Genomic DNA, 15064 nt, shown 5'->3' with positions numbered 1-15064 from the left:
AATGTAACTTTTTCTCTGTATGTGTTTTTACATTGCCTATTTTTTTGTGGTGCGACCACCTAAGAAATAGTTGCAACTTTATCAAAAATGCATACACTAACCGCTCTTAAATGAGTTAAAACAACAATAGGAAAAACAAATGAGTATTGAAGAACGCGTGAAAAAAATCATCGTTGAACAATTAGGTGTTAAAGAAGAAGACGTAAAACCAGAAGCTTCTTTCGTTGAAGATTTAGGTGCGGACTCTTTAGATACAGTTGAATTAGTAATGGCTTTAGAAGAAGAATTCGATATCGAAATTCCTGATGAAGAAGCTGAAAAAATCACAACTGTTCAATCTGCGATTGACTACGTTCAAAACAATCAGTAATTTTTAAGTTGGGCGATCTTTTAGGTCGCCTAATTTTTTTTCTTTAAATTTCTTTTCTAAATTCTTTATCTTTAAATAAAACAAAATATATCTAAATCTCTTAAATTTCTGACCGCACTTTCCTTTATTTAATCTCACTCAGATTTGTTTTTATTATTTAGTTCCTTTATTTTTTGATTTAAAACAAGATTTACCTTAAAAGTACTTATTATGAGTTAATTTTGATGCTAGTATTCGATCAAAATTTTTTCTAATTAACCATAAAATGATTCGGAGTATCTTATGGATTTTCTAATGAACCTAGGTGAAGGTAGCCAGTTTGCTATTCAGCTTGCTATTGTTCTTATCTGTTTGTTTTACGGGGCAAAAAAAGGTGGTATCGCACTGGGTATGCTCGGTGGGGTAGGCTTAATTGTTCTTGTTTTCGGCTTTGGTATTGAACCAGGTAAGCCAGCTATCGATGTGATGTTAACTATCCTTGCGGTGGTGGTGACATCGGCAACATTACAAGCCAGTGGTGGTTTAGATGTCATGTTACAAATTGCGGAGAAAATGCTTCGTCGTAACCCGAAATATGTCAGTATTTTGGCGCCGTTTGTAACCTGTTTCTTAACCATTTTATGTGGTACAGGTCACGTGGTTTATACCATGTTGCCAATCATCTATGATATCGCGATCAAAAATGATATTCGTCCTGAACGTCCAATGGCGGCAAGTTCAATAGCTTCTCAAATGGGTATCATTGCGTCACCAGTTTCTGTAGCAGTAGTGACTTTAACCACATTCTTAGTGAATGCTAAAACCCCATTAGCAGGTTTTGATGGCTATTTAGATTTATTAAAAATTACTGTGCCTTCAACCCTTTGTGGTGTATTAGCTATCGGTATTTTCAGTTGGTTCCGTGGTAAAGATTTAGATAAAGACCCGGAATTTCAAGAGAAATTAAAAGATCCAGAATTCAAAAAGTATGTTTATGGTGATAGCACATCATTGTTAGACAAAAAATTACCACAATCTAGCTGGAATGCGATGTGGATCTTCTTTGGTGCGATTTTAGTGGTAGCGCTATTAGGTTACTTTAAAGATTTACGCCCAGCCTTTGAAAAATCAGCACCAGCTCAAGTGGTTGAAATCGTTTCTGCTGATAAAGCTGTGAAAACCTTTAATGTTAAAGACGGTAAAATCGTTGCGTTAGCAAAAGATGGTACATTAGTACTTGATGTTAAAGACAGTAAAGCAAAAGTAAAAACAGCCTATAACAACGTCGCGATTTATAACGATAAAGGTGAAGTTGCTCAAACAATTACCGCTCAAGATAACAGAGTTGTGATCACAGCGGGAGATAAAACCGAAACTATCGATAATGCTGCAATCGTATTAAAAGATACGGCGAAGAAAAAAGTGAATTTAAGTATGGTTCACGTTATTCAAATCTTCATGTTATTAGCGGGTGCATTAATTGTTATCTTTACAAAAACTGATGCGGGCAAAATCAGTAAAAATGAAATTTTCCGTTCAGGTATGATTGCGTTAGTCGCTGTATTCGGGATTTCTTGGATGGCGGAAACCATGTTTACCGTTCATACACCGATGATGAAAGCAGCACTTGGTGATGTGGTAAAAGCACATCCTTGGACTTACGCGGTGATGTTATTATTAATTTCTAAATTCGTAAACTCACAAGCGGCAGCATTGGTTGCATTCGTTCCACTCGCTTTAGGTATCGGTGTTGATCCAGCTGTTATCTTAGCCTTTGCTTCAGCTTGTTACGGTTACTACATTTTACCTACTTACCCAAGTGATCTTGCGGCAATCCAATTCGACCGTTCAGGTACAACCCACATTGGTAAGTTTGTAATTAACCACAGCTTTATTTTACCGGGCTTAATCGGTGTAATCACTTCATGTATCTTTGGTTACATTTTCACAAGCTTGTTTGGTTATCTATAATTAACTCACTGATAAAAGAAAAGGCTATTCGCTTGAATAGCCTTTTTTGTTTGTAAAGTGCGGTTAAATTTTAGGATGCTTTATCTCGATGCTCTATTTGACTTTATCATTCATTAAAATCCCTCAAAAACTGACCGCACTTTTGCGCTTCTTAAAATAAATTCCCGCTAAAGGTTGAAACATAGGGGGATTTATTGCGATAATCTTCATTATTTTTTGGGTGATCTTTCGGGCTGCCATTTTTTCAGGTGGCCAGTTTTTATTAGGAAAGATTAATTTGAACATTATTTAAGTTAGAAGAATAACAATGGCTGAAAAACGTAATATTTTTTTAGTGGGTCCGATGGGCGCGGGTAAAAGCACCATTGGCCGTCAGCTTGCGCAACAATTGAATATGGATTTTGTCGATTCAGATGCAGTAATTGAGGAACGTGCGGGAGCAGACATTAGCTGGATTTTTGATTTAGAAGGCGAAGAAGGCTTTCGTAAGCGTGAAGAGCGTATTATCAATGAATTAACCCAATTACAAGGCGTTGTGCTTTCCACTGGTGGTGGAGCAGTGATGTCAAAAGAGAATCGTAATTATCTTTCTGCTCGTGGCATTGTAATTTATTTAGAAACCTCAGTAGATAAACAATATCAACGTACGCAACGTGATAAAAAACGTCCTTTATTACAAGGGACAGATGATCCACGCCAAGTGTTGGAAGATTTAGCCAAAGTACGCAATCCGTTATACGAAGAAATTGCTGATATCACCTTACCAACAGATGAGCAAAATGCCAAAGTAATGGTTAATCAAATTGTTGATTTAATTGATAATCTAAACGGCTTAAACAGTTCACTTTAAGGATTTAAAATGTTGTGCGTAAATGTTGAATTAAAAGAACGTCGTTATCCTATTTATATTGGCGAAGGGTTACTTAAAGATGAAACCTGTTATCCGCTGAAAAAAGGGGATAAGGTGATGATCGTGACTAATCCAACCGTCGCACAATATTATCTTGAGCCTGTTACAGAAACGTTAGAAAAAATAGGTTGTCAGGTTGAATCGGTATTATTGCCTGATGGCGAAAAATATAAAACGTTAGAGTCTTTAAACCTCATTTTTACCGCACTTTTAAAGCATAATCATGGGCGAGATACCACCATTATTGCATTAGGTGGTGGTGTGATTGGTGATGTGGCAGGTTTTGCAGCAGCAAGTTATCAGCGTGGTGTGCGTTTTATTCAAATTCCTACCACATTATTAGCCCAAGTGGATTCTTCTGTTGGTGGCAAAACTGCCGTTAATCATGAGTTAGGCAAAAATATGATTGGGGCGTTTTATCAACCTTCTACGGTGATTATTGACACCCTTACACTCAATACCTTGCCAAAACGTGAAGTGAATGCGGGACTTGCGGAAGTCATTAAATATGGGGCAATTTTAGATTATGCCTTTTTCGAATGGCTTGAAGCACATATTGATGAATTAGTTGCGTTAAATCAAAGTTCACTTCAGCATTGTATTGCGCGTTGTTGCCAAATTAAAGCGGATGTCGTTGCGCGCGATGAAACTGAAAAAGGTGATCGTGCATTATTAAATCTCGGCCATACTTTTGGACATGCGATCGAAACACATTTAGGTTACGGAAACTGGTTACATGGTGAAGCTGTTGCAGCAGGAACTATGATGGCTGCGGTGTTATCTGAACAATTAGGCGATCTTTCTTTTGAAGATGTTGCACGTTTAGAAAAACTTTTAGCGCGTGCTAATTTACCGACCGTTTCGCCTGATACTATGCAACCAGACGATTATTTACCGCACATGATGCGTGATAAAAAAGTGCTGGCAGGCAAGTTGCGTCTTGTGTTGTTAAAAGCGCTTGGACAAGCCCACGTGGCAACTGATACTGACAAATCTCTTGTGCTAAACGCGATTGAGCGTTGCACACAACATGACTAACTGTCATTGCTCTCATGTTGCGTCCGAAAAATAACAAAACGAAACCTCGAATTAAACACCGCCCGTTTTTAAAATGGGCGGGCGGTAAATTTCGTTTAACGGACGATCTCAATCGAGTTTTTCCTAAAAGAAAACAGTGTTTAATTGAACCTTTTGTCGGCGCGGGCGCTGTTTTTTTAAATTCTCACTTTGAACGTTATATTTTGGCGGATATTAATCCTGATTTGATTAACTTGTTTAATATCGTCAAAGACAATGTGGATGCCTATATTGAGGCTTGTAAGCCAATTTTCTTCGCTGAAAATGCGAATACAGCTGGCTATTATTACGCCCAGCGAGATGCCTTTAATCAATCAACCGATCCTTTTGAGCGCTCCGTGTTGTTCCTTTATTTGAATCGCTTTGGGTTTAACGGCTTGTGCCGATATAACAGTAAAAATGAGTTCAATGTGCCATTTGGGGCTTATAAAACCCATTATTTCCCAGAAGATGAATTACGCTATTTCGCCCATAAAGCACAAAGTGCGGTCTTTTTATGTGCCGATTTTCAACAGACGTTTGAATTAGCGGATAAACACAGTGTGATCTATTGTGATCCGCCTTATGCACCGCTTCCACAAGATACCAATTTTACTGGATATGCGGGGAATGCTTTTGGCCTTGAACATCAAAAGAATTTAGCGGAATGTGCAAAGAAAGCGCAAAAAGAAAAGCAAATTTCCGTCGTGATTTCTAACCACGATACAAAATTCACACGTGAGATTTACAAAGGGGCAAAATTTAAACGCGTTAAAGTACAGCGCTCAATTAGCCAATCTTCAGAAAAACGAGTTAAAGTAAAAGAATTAATTGCCATCTTTAAAGGTTAGCTTAGCAGGTTAATTCTGGATTGATTTTAATCTCAAAGCCTTTTACTTCGGGATAAGTTGGTTGAATTGCAGTGAGTAATTCGCGTTGGCGAAATAAAATCCCTTGGCGAACGACCGCACTTTTGACTTCGATAAAGAGTTTCCCATCTGTAATGGAGCCTAAACGGAAGAGCCCTTTGAATTCTTGTGGGAAAAGGCGACTGATGTTTTGGTTCAGTTCATTCAACATTAACCCTTTCTGCATGATTTTGGCAAATTGTGATCCTTCTAGCACATCAATAATATTCATGGCTTTTTGATAACGCTCATGCTTGTTTTCCACAAAAATACCCCAATAATGACTTTACGTTGAATTTCCGATACAATACACACAAATTTTGTCAGAGACAATAAGATGATGAAATCAAACAAAGGTAAAACAAATTTCTGGTCGCAGTTGCTGTTAAGCATGATTGCGATTTTTGCTTTGCCTGTCGCTCAGGGATTGGAGGCTCAGCCTTCATCAAATATGAGCGGCGAAAATTACCAAACATCATCTGAACAACATATGTTGATTGCGGTACGTGAAATTCGTCAAGCATTGCAGGTTCAACCTCAGCCAACAAATCACAAAACCCATTCCAATCAAAAACACGAAAAAATTCAACCGCACTTTATTGCGGCAGAATTCCCTGTTTTTGCCCCTATTCGTGCCGGCCCAGCCATCATTTAATTTTCTTTTATCTTTGAACGAACCGATTTTTTAATCGGATGATCCTTTTTATTTTTTATTTGAAAGAGAAATTATGAGTTTTTTAACAAAAATTTTTGGTAGCCGTAACGATCGTATTTTACGTAAATTAAGAAAACAAGTTGCGAAAATCAACAAAATGGAGCCGGCTTTTGAAGCATTGAGTGATGATGAATTAAGAGCAAAAACTGATGAGTTCCGTAGCCGTTTAGCTAACGGTGAAACCTTACAACAACTTTTACCTGAAGCGTTTGCTACCGTGCGTGAAGCGGGTAAACGTGTACTCGGTATGCGTCATTTCGATGTGCAATTAATTGGTGGTATGGTGCTAACAAACCGTTGTATCGCTGAGATGCGTACGGGTGAAGGTAAAACCTTAACCGCAACCTTACCTTGCTATTTGATGGCGTTGGAGGGTAAAGGCGTACATGTTGTGACAGTGAATGATTACTTGGCACGTCGTGACGCGGATACCAATCGTCCATTATTTGAATTTTTAGGTATGACTGTTGGGGTGAATATCCCTGGCTTACCGCCTGAAGCAAAACGTGAAGCTTATGCGGCAGATATTACATACGCGACAAACAGCGAATTAGGTTTCGATTATCTTCGTGATAACTTAGCGCATTCCAAAGAAGAACGTTTCCAACGTCATTTAGGCTATGCTTTAGTGGATGAGGTGGACTCTATCTTAATCGATGAAGCACGTACGCCGTTGATTATTTCGGGTCAAGCGGAAGACAGTTCTGAGCTTTATATTGCGGTAAATAAATTAATTCCGAATTTAATTAAGCAAGAAAAAGAAGATACGGAAGAATATACCGGTGAAGGCGATTACACCTTAGATCTTAAAACCAAACAAGCGTATTTAACTGAACGCGGTCAAGAAAAAGTAGAAGAGTGGCTAATCGCACAAGGTTTAATGCCAGAAGGTGATTCCCTTTATTCACCAGCGCGTATTGTGTTGTTACACCACGTTATGGCGGCATTACGTGCAAACACCTTATTTGAGCGCGATGTAGACTATATCGTGAAAGATGGCGAGATCGTGATCGTGGATGAGCATACTGGTCGTACAATGGCTGGGCGTCGTTGGTCTGATGGTTTACACCAAGCGATCGAAGCGAAAGAAGGGGTAGAGATTAAGAGCGAAAACCAAACTGTTGCCTCTATTTCTTACCAAAACTACTTCCGTCTTTATGACAAATTAGCGGGTATGACAGGTACAGCAGATACCGAAGCCTTTGAATTTCAACAAATTTATGGTTTAGAAACTGTCGTCATCCCAACAAATCGTCCAATGATTCGTGATGACCGTACGGACGTCATGTTTGAGAATGAAGAATACAAATTCAATGCAATTATTGAGGATATCAAAGACTGCGTTGCTCGCAATCAACCAGTTCTAGTGGGTACAGTATCTGTTGAAAAATCTGAAATGCTTTCTCAAGCGTTAGATAAAGCGGGTATCAAACACAATGTGTTGAATGCAAAATTCCACGCACAAGAAGCGGAAATCGTTGCTGAAGCGGGGGCACCAGGTGCAGTAACTATTGCAACCAATATGGCAGGTCGTGGTACCGATATTATCCTAGGTGGTAACTGGAAAGCTCAAGTAGCAAAATTGGATAATCCAACACCAGAGCAAATTGAGGCAATCAAAGCTGAGTGGGAGAAAAATCACGAGATCGTGATGCAAGCCGGTGGTTTACATATTATCGGGACAGAACGTCATGAATCCCGTCGTATTGATAACCAGTTGCGTGGTCGTTCAGGTCGTCAAGGTGACCCTGGTTCTTCACGTTTCTACCTTTCTTTAGAAGATGGCTTAATGCGTATTTATCTGAATGAAGGTAAATTAAATATGATGCGTAAAGCCTTCACTCAACCAGGCGAAGCGATGGAGTCTAAGCTACTTGCTAAAGTGATCGCATCGGCGCAAGCGAAAGTAGAAGCGTTCCACTTTGATGGTCGTAAAAACTTGCTTGAATATGATGATGTGGCTAATGACCAACGTCATGCGATTTACGAACAACGTAATTACTTGCTCGATAATGATGATATTTCAGAGACTATTAAAGCAATCCGCAGCGATGTATTTAATGATGTGATTGACCAGTATATTCCACCGCAATCGTTGGAAGAACAATGGGATATTAAAGGCTTAGAAGAGCGTTTAGCGCAAGAGTTTGGCCTTGAGTTACCAATTGAACATTGGTTAGAAGAAAATAATAATCTTCACGAAGAAAACTTGCGTGAGCGCATTATTCAAGAAGCGGAAGATGAATACAAAGCGAAAGAAGCGCTTGCGGGTGAAGAAACTATGCGTCATTTCGAAAAAGGCGTGATGTTACAAACCCTTGATGAACTCTGGAAAGAGCACTTGGCTGCAATGGATTATTTACGTCAAGGTATCCATTTACGTGGTTATGCGCAAAAAGATCCAAAACAAGAGTACAAAAAAGAATCTTTCCGTATGTTTACTGAAATGTTAGATTCTTTAAAACATCATGTGATTACGACACTCACTCGTGTGAAAGTACGTACGCAGGAAGAGATGGAAGAAGCAGAACGTGCACGTCAAGCAATGGCTGAGCGTGAAGCTCAAACGCATCATCCTTTAGGCGAAAACACAGAGCAAGCTCAAAGCGAGGACTATTCAGATCGCCATATTGGACGTAATGAACCTTGTCCTTGTGGGTCAGGTAAAAAATACAAGCATTGTCACGGCAATAAAGCCCGATATGCTTAGTTAAGGAAAAGAGCGGTTAAATTTTTGCGTGTTTTAAAACACCGCTAAAAATGACCGCTCTTTCTACTTTTGAGATAAGGAAAAATGATGAGTAAGCCTATCATTCAAGTTGCGGCAGGGATTATTCGTAATGAATTTGGGCAGCTATATTTGACCCAGCGTTTAGAAGGGCAAGATTTTGCACAGGCATTAGAATTTCCAGGTGGTAAAGTTGATGCAGGTGAAACCCCTGAAGAAGCCTTAAAAAGAGAATTGGAAGAAGAGATTGGCATTCATATTTTAAATGCTGAACTGTACGAACGTTTTCAATTTGAATATCCAACCAAAATTTTAGATTTTAGTTTTTATCTGGTCACTGAATGGATTGGCGAGCCGTTTGGTCGAGAAGGTCAGGAAGGTTTTTGGCTTGAACAAAGTGAGCTTGATGCAGGGCAATTCCCCCCAGCCAATTCAAAGCTGATTCAGCGTTTAGTGGCTGAAAGTGTCAAATAACATTTAATCAAATTTATTTACTATGATTCCAAGTATTTTTCTGAGTTTATTTTTTATTGCGACGGTGATTTTTATCGTCAATTCGCACTATCGTTGGACATATTTTTTTGCGATTGCATTATTCGTCTTATTGTTTAGTTCAATGTTTGCGATAACCGGTCAATGGCAACGCGGATTGAATTTTGCGTCCGTACTTTTTGTGGTGTTGATGTTATTCCATCGAATGAAAATTCATTACTACAAACAGCCTTTACTCATTTCAGATTTTTGGCTTGTGACAGACTGGCGAAATTGGGAAACCCTTTTACATTATAAAGGGGCGATTTTCGGCGTGTTGGGGCTATTGGGTCTGTTGGGTTATGCTATCTTTGGTTGGTCGGATGTTGAAACTGCCTCTACTGGATTTCGCTTATTTGCAGCAATACTCGCAGCAACAAGCTTTGGTTTAATGTGGCATTATTCTAAAGATCCGGATGCGACAAAAGTCTGGTTGGATTCATTGCCTGATGATGGTCGAGATGTTTTCTTAAACCTGCCTATGTCTTGTCGAGGCGTATTCTTTAAAGTGCCAGAATTTGAAGGCGATAGCCAAAAATTTAAAGAAAAACTGACCGCACTTTTAAGTGAAAAGGCAGAGAGCAAAACTGAAAGTGCAGAAAAGCCCGATATTGTGGTGTGTCTACAAGAATCAACCTTGAATCCGCATCAATTTGATTTTGATGCAGAAACCATCCCGCCATTTTCGATGTTTAATAAGCAAGAAGATACCGCATTTGTAAGTCCATTGCGCGTACATACGGTGGGCGGTGCAACGTGGAAATCTGAATTTGCTTTTCTTGCAGGGGTGCCTTCAACCGATTTTGGTGCTTTGGCAAGTGGGGTGTTTTATTCGGTTGTGCCACACTTACAGACGGGTTTTATTAAAAATCTTCGTGAGCAAGGCTATTTTTGTGTGGCGTTATCGCCTTTTACGAAAGGTAACTACAATGCAAAACCTGCTTATGACCACTTTGGTTTTGATTTGATGTTGCAACCACAAGATTTAGGCTATCCAGCATCAATCAGCAAAAATCTCTGGCACATTACCAGTGAAGAGATGATGTATTACACTAAGCTGATTCTGCAGAAACAGCATCCATCATTGGAAAATGTGAAACAGCCTATGTTTGTCTATGTGCTCACGATGAAAGAGCACGGCCCTTACAACACAAATATGCCAAACCATTTTAATTTGGCGAGTAAACGTTTAGGGGGAAAAGCGATTTCCTGCCTAAATGATTATATTGATCGCATTACTAGCCTTAATGAGGCAATCGAAGGCTTGAATGATTATTTGAAAGCACGTGAAACACCTTATGTATTCGGTTATTTTGGTGATCACCAAGTCGCTTTTGATAATCAGCTTCCACCGAAGAAAGGTAATTTTGTAAATCCAGATTATGTGACTCAATTTGTCGTTAGAACTAATCGTAAGACTGACTTTGTTCAACAGCAAGATTTCTTAGATTTAGCCTTTGTTGGTGGTGTATTACTTGATGTGGCAGGTTTATCACCGAAAGATGACTTTATGCGAGCGAATATCGCGATGCGTCAGCTAAGCCAAGGTAAGCTCGAAGATGCAGAGGATGTGGATTTAGTGAATAGCTATCGAAATTATCTGTATCAAGATTTAAAAATTGCGCAATAATAAAAAATCTCGGTTAACGCCGAGATTTTTTTATAAGCAAAATTTAACCGATAAGTCTGCCAATTTTACCCACACGTCTTGACCATATTCTTGTTTGGTTATGCGCTCAATATCTGCTAATTCTTGCAATATTTCAAAGAGCTTTTGATAGGTGAGTCGTTGTATTGCCGCTGTATAAAGAGGACGACGACTTTGCCAAATTTTAAGGCGATCAAAATCCGCTTTGAGTGTCTGTGTAGGCAAACTCGTGTTAAGAGAGGGATTACGCAGCTGTGGTTTGGTTAATTCTAACAACGTGAGCAGTTCACGCTGTAAAGTACGCAACAAAATAACGGGCTGCACATCTTCAGCCTGTAAACCACGCAAAATCCGCTTTGAGCGGTTTGCTTTGCCTGATAACAATGCATCAACCCATTGGAAAGGGGTAAAGACAGAAGATTGTTCTACCACTGATTTAACGCGGTTATACGTAAGTTTGTGATCAGGATAAAGCAAATCTAAAAGCTGTAATGCTTGTTTCAATGCCAGTAGATTATTTTCATAGCTGTAACAAAGTAGTTGAATGGCTTCCTCATCAGCTGATAATCCCATATTTTTTGTACGATGCTTCACCCAACGAGAAAGCTGTTCTGAATTCGGTGTTTGGCAGTTCACTATAACTGATTGCGGATCAAGTTGATTCGCCTGAATAAACCACTCTTGTTTTTCGGCTGCTTTAGACAATTTAGGCAAGGTGAGAACAAGCAAGCTATCTTCATTTAATCCACTGATAAATTGCAGAAGGTTTCTCTGCAAAAGTGCGGTCAAATTTTCGGGTAAATTGAGAATGAAAATTTGCTTATTAAAGAAGAGTCCCATAGACTGGCTGGCCTCGATTAATGCAGGCCAGTCAGTATTAGTATCTATAGTGATTTGATTTTTTTCATCAAAACCTTGAAGAAGGGCGGCTTGATGAATGAGGTCTTCACTTTCACTGAGCAACAGGGGATCTGTCCCAACCAAAAAATAGACTTTCGCTAAATGGCTGTTCAGGTTAGAGGCCAGTTGCTCAGGAAAAATGCGGTTCATTATTTTCCTTGAACTTGATGTTGCAAGGCGGCCATTTTATTAATTAATTGGCGAGCCGCTTGTTCACGCATATCATTCCAAATCACATCACGTTCAGCTGATTTTGCTAATGCAGCACGTGAGTTATCAAAGAAAGTACGGTTGATTTTTGCAGAGATTGGATAGGTTTCTCCGTTTGCCAAACGTACACTTGCTTCAACATCAAGAGTCAGTACTTTTTCTGCTTCACGGCCTTGTTTAAAGACAGATGCGACTTTATCGCTTGAAGTCTGTTTATTTAAACGCAACACTGGCACACCTTGTTTTGCAGGAACAAGGTTTACGTTGTTGCTAAGCAGTTGCTTACGCATTGCCATTGACATTTCACTGTATGGGTCGCTACTTTCAAGAGCCATTGTTTTTAATTCTGCAGGAACAGCCGCACCATTATCGAAGTGCCAACCACAAGCCGTTAAAAAGACAGTAGCCCCAACAAAGCAGATCGTTTTGATTGATTTCATCATAAAAATTACCTGTAAAATTCACCGCACTTTATTTTGTTTAAGAGTCGTTTATGCAACTCTTGGAATAAAATGCGGTTATTTTATGGATTATTGCGGTTTAACCACCACATTTAATAACTTACCTGGTACATAAATCACTTTCACGATTTGTGTATTGTCAGTAAATTTCTTCACATTTTCATCTGCAAATGCAACCGTTTTCACGGTTTCTTCATCCGCATCAGCTGCGACAGTCACTTTACCACGTACTTTACCGTTGACTTGAACCACGATAAGTTTTTCATCTTCTACCATCGCCGCTTCATCAGCTTTCACCCATTCTGCATGGTCGATGTTGCTTTCGTTACCTAAAGCTTTCCATAACTCAAAGCAGATATGTGGTGTGATTGGGTAAAGCATACGCACGACTGCGCTTAATGCTTCTGCCATCACAGCACGATCTTGTTCATTTTCTAATGGCGCACGGGTCAATTTATTCATTAACTCCATCACTGCTGCAATAGCGGTATTGAAAGTCTGGCGGCGACCAATATCATCGCTCACTTTCGCGATCGTTTTATGCACATCACGGCGAAGTGCTTTTTGGTCAGCTGAAAGTGCGGTCATATCTAAAGCAGTTTTTGCAGGATTTTGACTGTATTCATACACCAAATTCCATACACGGCCTAAGAAACGTTTCGCACCTTCAACACCAGATTCTTGCCATTCAAGTGTCATTTCTGCAGGAGACGCGAACATCATGAAGAGACGCACAGTATCTGCACCGTATTTTTCCACCATCTCTTGTGGGTCGATACCGTTGTTTTTGGATTTCGACATTTTGGTCATACCCGTATGAACCAATTCACGGCCTTCCGGATCAGTGGCTTTGATGATACGACCTTTTTCATCACGCTCAAGGGTCACTTGCGTTGGGCTTACCCAAATACGCTCGTTAGTCGGGCTGGTGTAGTAGAACGCATCAGCTAATACCATGCCTTGGCATAATAATTTTTGTGCTGGCTCATCGCTCGTTACGAAACCTGCATCACGCAATAATTTGTGGAAGAAACGGAAGTAGAGCAAGTGCATTGTCGCGTGCTCGATACCGCCGATATATTGATCCACCGGCAACCAGTAGTTGGCTTCATCTTTATCCAACATGCCTTCAGCATAGCTTGGTGAGGTGTAACGTGCGTAGTACCAGGACGATTCCATAAAGGTATCAAAAGTATCGGTTTCTTTTAACGCAGGTTCTCCGTTGAAAGTGGTTTTCGCCCAATTTGGATCGGCTTTAATTGGACTTTTCACACCATCCATGACCACATCTTCCGGCAGAATAATCGGTAAATCTTCGATTGGTGCCGGTATGGTTTCACCGTTTGGTAAGGTGAGCATTGGAATTGGTGCACCCCAATAACGTTGACGGGAAACGCCCCAGTCACGTAAACGATAATTAACTTGGCGTTTGCCCATGCCTAATTTTTCTAATTTGTCCGCAATACCGTTGAATGCAGCATCAAAATCTAAACCATCAAACTCAGCAGAGTTCACTAATTTACCGTGTTCAACAAAAGCTTGTTTGGTTAAATCAATTTCTTCATCTGCAAGCGGTGCGATTACCTGTTTAATTGGCAAATTGTATTTTTGAGCAAATTCAAAGTCGCGTTGGTCATGTGCTGGAACTGCCATGACTGCGCCAGTACCGTAATGCATTAATACAAAGTTTGCGACCCAAATTGGTAATTTTTCACCGGTTAATGGATGAATAGCGAATAAGCCGGTTGCCATCCCTTTTTTCTCCATAGTAGCAAGGTCTGCTTCTGCCACTTTGGCATTTTTTGCTTCACGGATGAATTCAGCCAATTGAGGATTTTTTTCTGCTGCTAATTCTGCTAATGGGTGAGCAGCTGCGATACCTAAATAGCTCACACCATAGAAAGTATCTGGGCGGGTGGTATAAACCGCAACTTTTTCTGCGGTATCTGCCACATCAAAAGTAATTTCTACCCCTTCAGAACGGCCAATCCAGTTGCGTTGCATGGTTTTTACCATGTCTGGCCATTGTGGAAGTTGGTCTAATCCACCTAATAATTGTTCTGCATAATCAGTGATTTTAATAAACCATTGAGGGATCTCTTTTTGTTCTACTGGAGTATCACAACGCCAACAACAACCGTCGTGCACTTGTTCGTTCGCCAACACAGTTACATCGTTCGGACACCAGTTTACGGTTGAGTTTTTTTTGTACACTAAGCCTTTTTTGTAAAGCTCAGTGAAGAACCATTGTTCCCATTTGTAGTATTCTGGACGGCAGGTCGCAATTTCGCGATCCCAGTCATAACCAAAGCCCAACATTTTGAGTTGGTTTTTCATGTATTCGATGTTTTCGTAAGTCCATTTTGCGGGTGCAGTTTTATTTTTAATTGCAGCCCCTTCAGCCGGTAAACCAAATGCATCCCAACCAATCGGCTGTAACACATTTTTGCCGTTCATACGTTGATAACGAGAAACCACATCACCGATAGTGTAGTTACGCACGTGGCCCATGTGTAAACGACCAGATGGGTAAGGGAACATTGAAAGGCAGTAATACTTTTCTTTAGACGTATCTTTGATTGCTTTGAAGACTTTATTTTCAGCCCAATATTGTTGAACTGCAGGTTCAATCAAATCGGGACGGTAATGTTGTTGCATAGAAAATCACCTTAAATTT

Annotated in this window: 13 protein-coding genes; 9 read left to right on the top strand and 4 right to left on the bottom strand. The window is 39.9% G+C overall.

Annotated elements, in window-relative coordinates; genetic code table 11:
• The first annotated feature begins 139 nt into the window (after positions 1–139).
• The 5 genes from acpP (at position 140) to DPV97_RS04470 (ending at position 5137) form a co-directional block, all read left to right on the top strand.
• Positions 140–370 carry an acyl carrier protein gene (acpP, locus tag DPV97_RS04490; protein WP_005544465.1) on the top strand — a complete coding sequence of 77 codons (231 nt, stop codon included), beginning with the start codon at positions 140–142 and terminating at the stop codon, positions 368–370.
• A gap of 282 nt (positions 371–652) precedes the next feature.
• Positions 653–2320, top strand: coding sequence for an anaerobic C4-dicarboxylate transporter (locus DPV97_RS04485; protein ID WP_065242762.1), 1668 nt, complete (start codon positions 653–655; stop codon positions 2318–2320).
• Between the two features lie 307 nt (positions 2321–2627).
• On the top strand, positions 2628–3170 hold the full coding sequence (gene aroK, locus DPV97_RS04480) for a shikimate kinase AroK (protein ID WP_005695353.1): 543 nt from the start codon (positions 2628–2630) through the stop codon (positions 3168–3170).
• Positions 3171–3179: 9 nt separating this feature from the next.
• Entirely contained in the window at positions 3180–4268 is a 1089-nt protein-coding gene (gene aroB, locus DPV97_RS04475; RefSeq protein WP_070714866.1) for a 3-dehydroquinate synthase, read from the top strand.
• Between the two features lie 14 nt (positions 4269–4282).
• A complete protein-coding gene (locus DPV97_RS04470; RefSeq protein ID WP_070714868.1) occupies positions 4283–5137 on the top strand; it encodes a Dam family site-specific DNA-(adenine-N6)-methyltransferase in 855 nt (284 codons plus the stop codon).
• Position 5138: 1 nt separating this feature from the next.
• On the opposite strand, the gene DPV97_RS04465 is transcribed toward DPV97_RS04470, so the two are convergent.
• Positions 5139–5459, bottom strand: coding sequence for a DciA family protein (locus DPV97_RS04465; RefSeq protein ID WP_049375781.1), 321 nt, complete (start codon positions 5457–5459; stop codon positions 5139–5141).
• Positions 5460–5531: 72 nt separating this feature from the next.
• Between DPV97_RS04465 and secM the strand changes: the two genes are divergently transcribed.
• The 4 genes from secM (at position 5532) to DPV97_RS04445 (ending at position 10798) form a co-directional block, all read left to right on the top strand.
• Positions 5532–5849, top strand: coding sequence for a secA translation cis-regulator SecM (gene secM, locus DPV97_RS04460; protein WP_014064170.1), 318 nt, complete (start codon positions 5532–5534; stop codon positions 5847–5849).
• Between the two features lie 73 nt (positions 5850–5922).
• On the top strand, positions 5923–8619 hold the full coding sequence (secA, locus tag DPV97_RS04455) for a preprotein translocase subunit SecA (protein WP_070714870.1): 2697 nt from the start codon (positions 5923–5925) through the stop codon (positions 8617–8619).
• 87 nt (positions 8620–8706) lie between these two features.
• Positions 8707–9111 carry an 8-oxo-dGTP diphosphatase MutT gene (gene mutT, locus DPV97_RS04450; protein ID WP_070714872.1) on the top strand — a complete coding sequence of 135 codons (405 nt, stop codon included), beginning with the start codon at positions 8707–8709 and terminating at the stop codon, positions 9109–9111.
• A 22-nt stretch (positions 9112–9133) separates the two neighbouring features.
• Positions 9134–10798 carry a sulfatase-like hydrolase/transferase gene (locus tag DPV97_RS04445; protein ID WP_070714874.1) on the top strand — a complete coding sequence of 555 codons (1665 nt, stop codon included), beginning with the start codon at positions 9134–9136 and terminating at the stop codon, positions 10796–10798.
• Between the two features lie 30 nt (positions 10799–10828).
• On the opposite strand, the gene holA is transcribed toward DPV97_RS04445, so the two are convergent.
• The 3 genes from holA to leuS all read right to left on the bottom strand — a co-directional run bounded on the left by holA (position 10829) and on the right by leuS (position 15045).
• Positions 10829–11866, bottom strand: coding sequence for a DNA polymerase III subunit delta (gene holA / locus DPV97_RS04440; protein WP_070714877.1), 1038 nt, complete (start codon positions 11864–11866; stop codon positions 10829–10831).
• On the bottom strand, positions 11866–12369 hold the full coding sequence (locus tag DPV97_RS04435) for an LPS-assembly lipoprotein LptE (RefSeq protein WP_005695362.1): 504 nt from the start codon (positions 12367–12369) through the stop codon (positions 11866–11868). The genes holA and DPV97_RS04435 overlap by 1 nt, the downstream gene beginning before the upstream one ends.
• A gap of 87 nt (positions 12370–12456) precedes the next feature.
• The gene (gene leuS / locus DPV97_RS04430) at positions 12457–15045 is read right to left on the bottom strand and encodes a leucine--tRNA ligase (protein WP_070714878.1); all 2589 of its coding nucleotides are present in this window, start codon (positions 15043–15045) and stop codon (positions 12457–12459) included.
• Between the last annotated feature and the right edge of the window lie 19 nt (positions 15046–15064).

This window comes from Haemophilus parainfluenzae (assembly GCF_003253005.1).
In the GTDB taxonomy this organism is placed as follows: Bacteria; Pseudomonadota; Gammaproteobacteria; order Enterobacterales; family Pasteurellaceae; genus Haemophilus_D; species Haemophilus_D parainfluenzae_M.
The sequence above is the reverse complement of the archived record's forward strand: the minus strand, read 5'-3'. Positions and strand labels throughout refer to the sequence as shown.

Excerpts from the sequence above, each read along its gene's own strand:
- secA (WP_070714870.1), top strand. The coding sequence starts at position 5,923 with ATGAGTTTTTTAACAAAAATTTTTGGTAGCCGTAACGATCGTATTTTA.
- DPV97_RS04445 (WP_070714874.1), top strand. The coding sequence starts at position 9,134 with ATGATTCCAAGTATTTTTCTGAGTTTATTTTTTATTGCGACGGTGATT.
- aroK (WP_005695353.1), top strand. The coding sequence starts at position 2,628 with ATGGCTGAAAAACGTAATATTTTTTTAGTGGGTCCGATGGGCGCGGGT.
- leuS (WP_070714878.1), bottom strand. The coding sequence starts at position 15,045 with ATGCAACAACATTACCGTCCCGATTTGATTGAACCTGCAGTTCAACAA.
- secM (WP_014064170.1), top strand. The coding sequence starts at position 5,532 with ATGATGAAATCAAACAAAGGTAAAACAAATTTCTGGTCGCAGTTGCTG.
- DPV97_RS04470 (WP_070714868.1), top strand. The coding sequence starts at position 4,283 with ATGTTGCGTCCGAAAAATAACAAAACGAAACCTCGAATTAAACACCGC.
- DPV97_RS04485 (WP_065242762.1), top strand. The coding sequence starts at position 653 with ATGGATTTTCTAATGAACCTAGGTGAAGGTAGCCAGTTTGCTATTCAG.
- mutT (WP_070714872.1), top strand. The coding sequence starts at position 8,707 with ATGAGTAAGCCTATCATTCAAGTTGCGGCAGGGATTATTCGTAATGAA.
- DPV97_RS04435 (WP_005695362.1), bottom strand. The coding sequence starts at position 12,369 with ATGATGAAATCAATCAAAACGATCTGCTTTGTTGGGGCTACTGTCTTT.
- acpP (WP_005544465.1), top strand. The coding sequence starts at position 140 with ATGAGTATTGAAGAACGCGTGAAAAAAATCATCGTTGAACAATTAGGT.
- holA (WP_070714877.1), bottom strand. The coding sequence starts at position 11,866 with ATGAACCGCATTTTTCCTGAGCAACTGGCCTCTAACCTGAACAGCCAT.
- aroB (WP_070714866.1), top strand. The coding sequence starts at position 3,180 with ATGTTGTGCGTAAATGTTGAATTAAAAGAACGTCGTTATCCTATTTAT.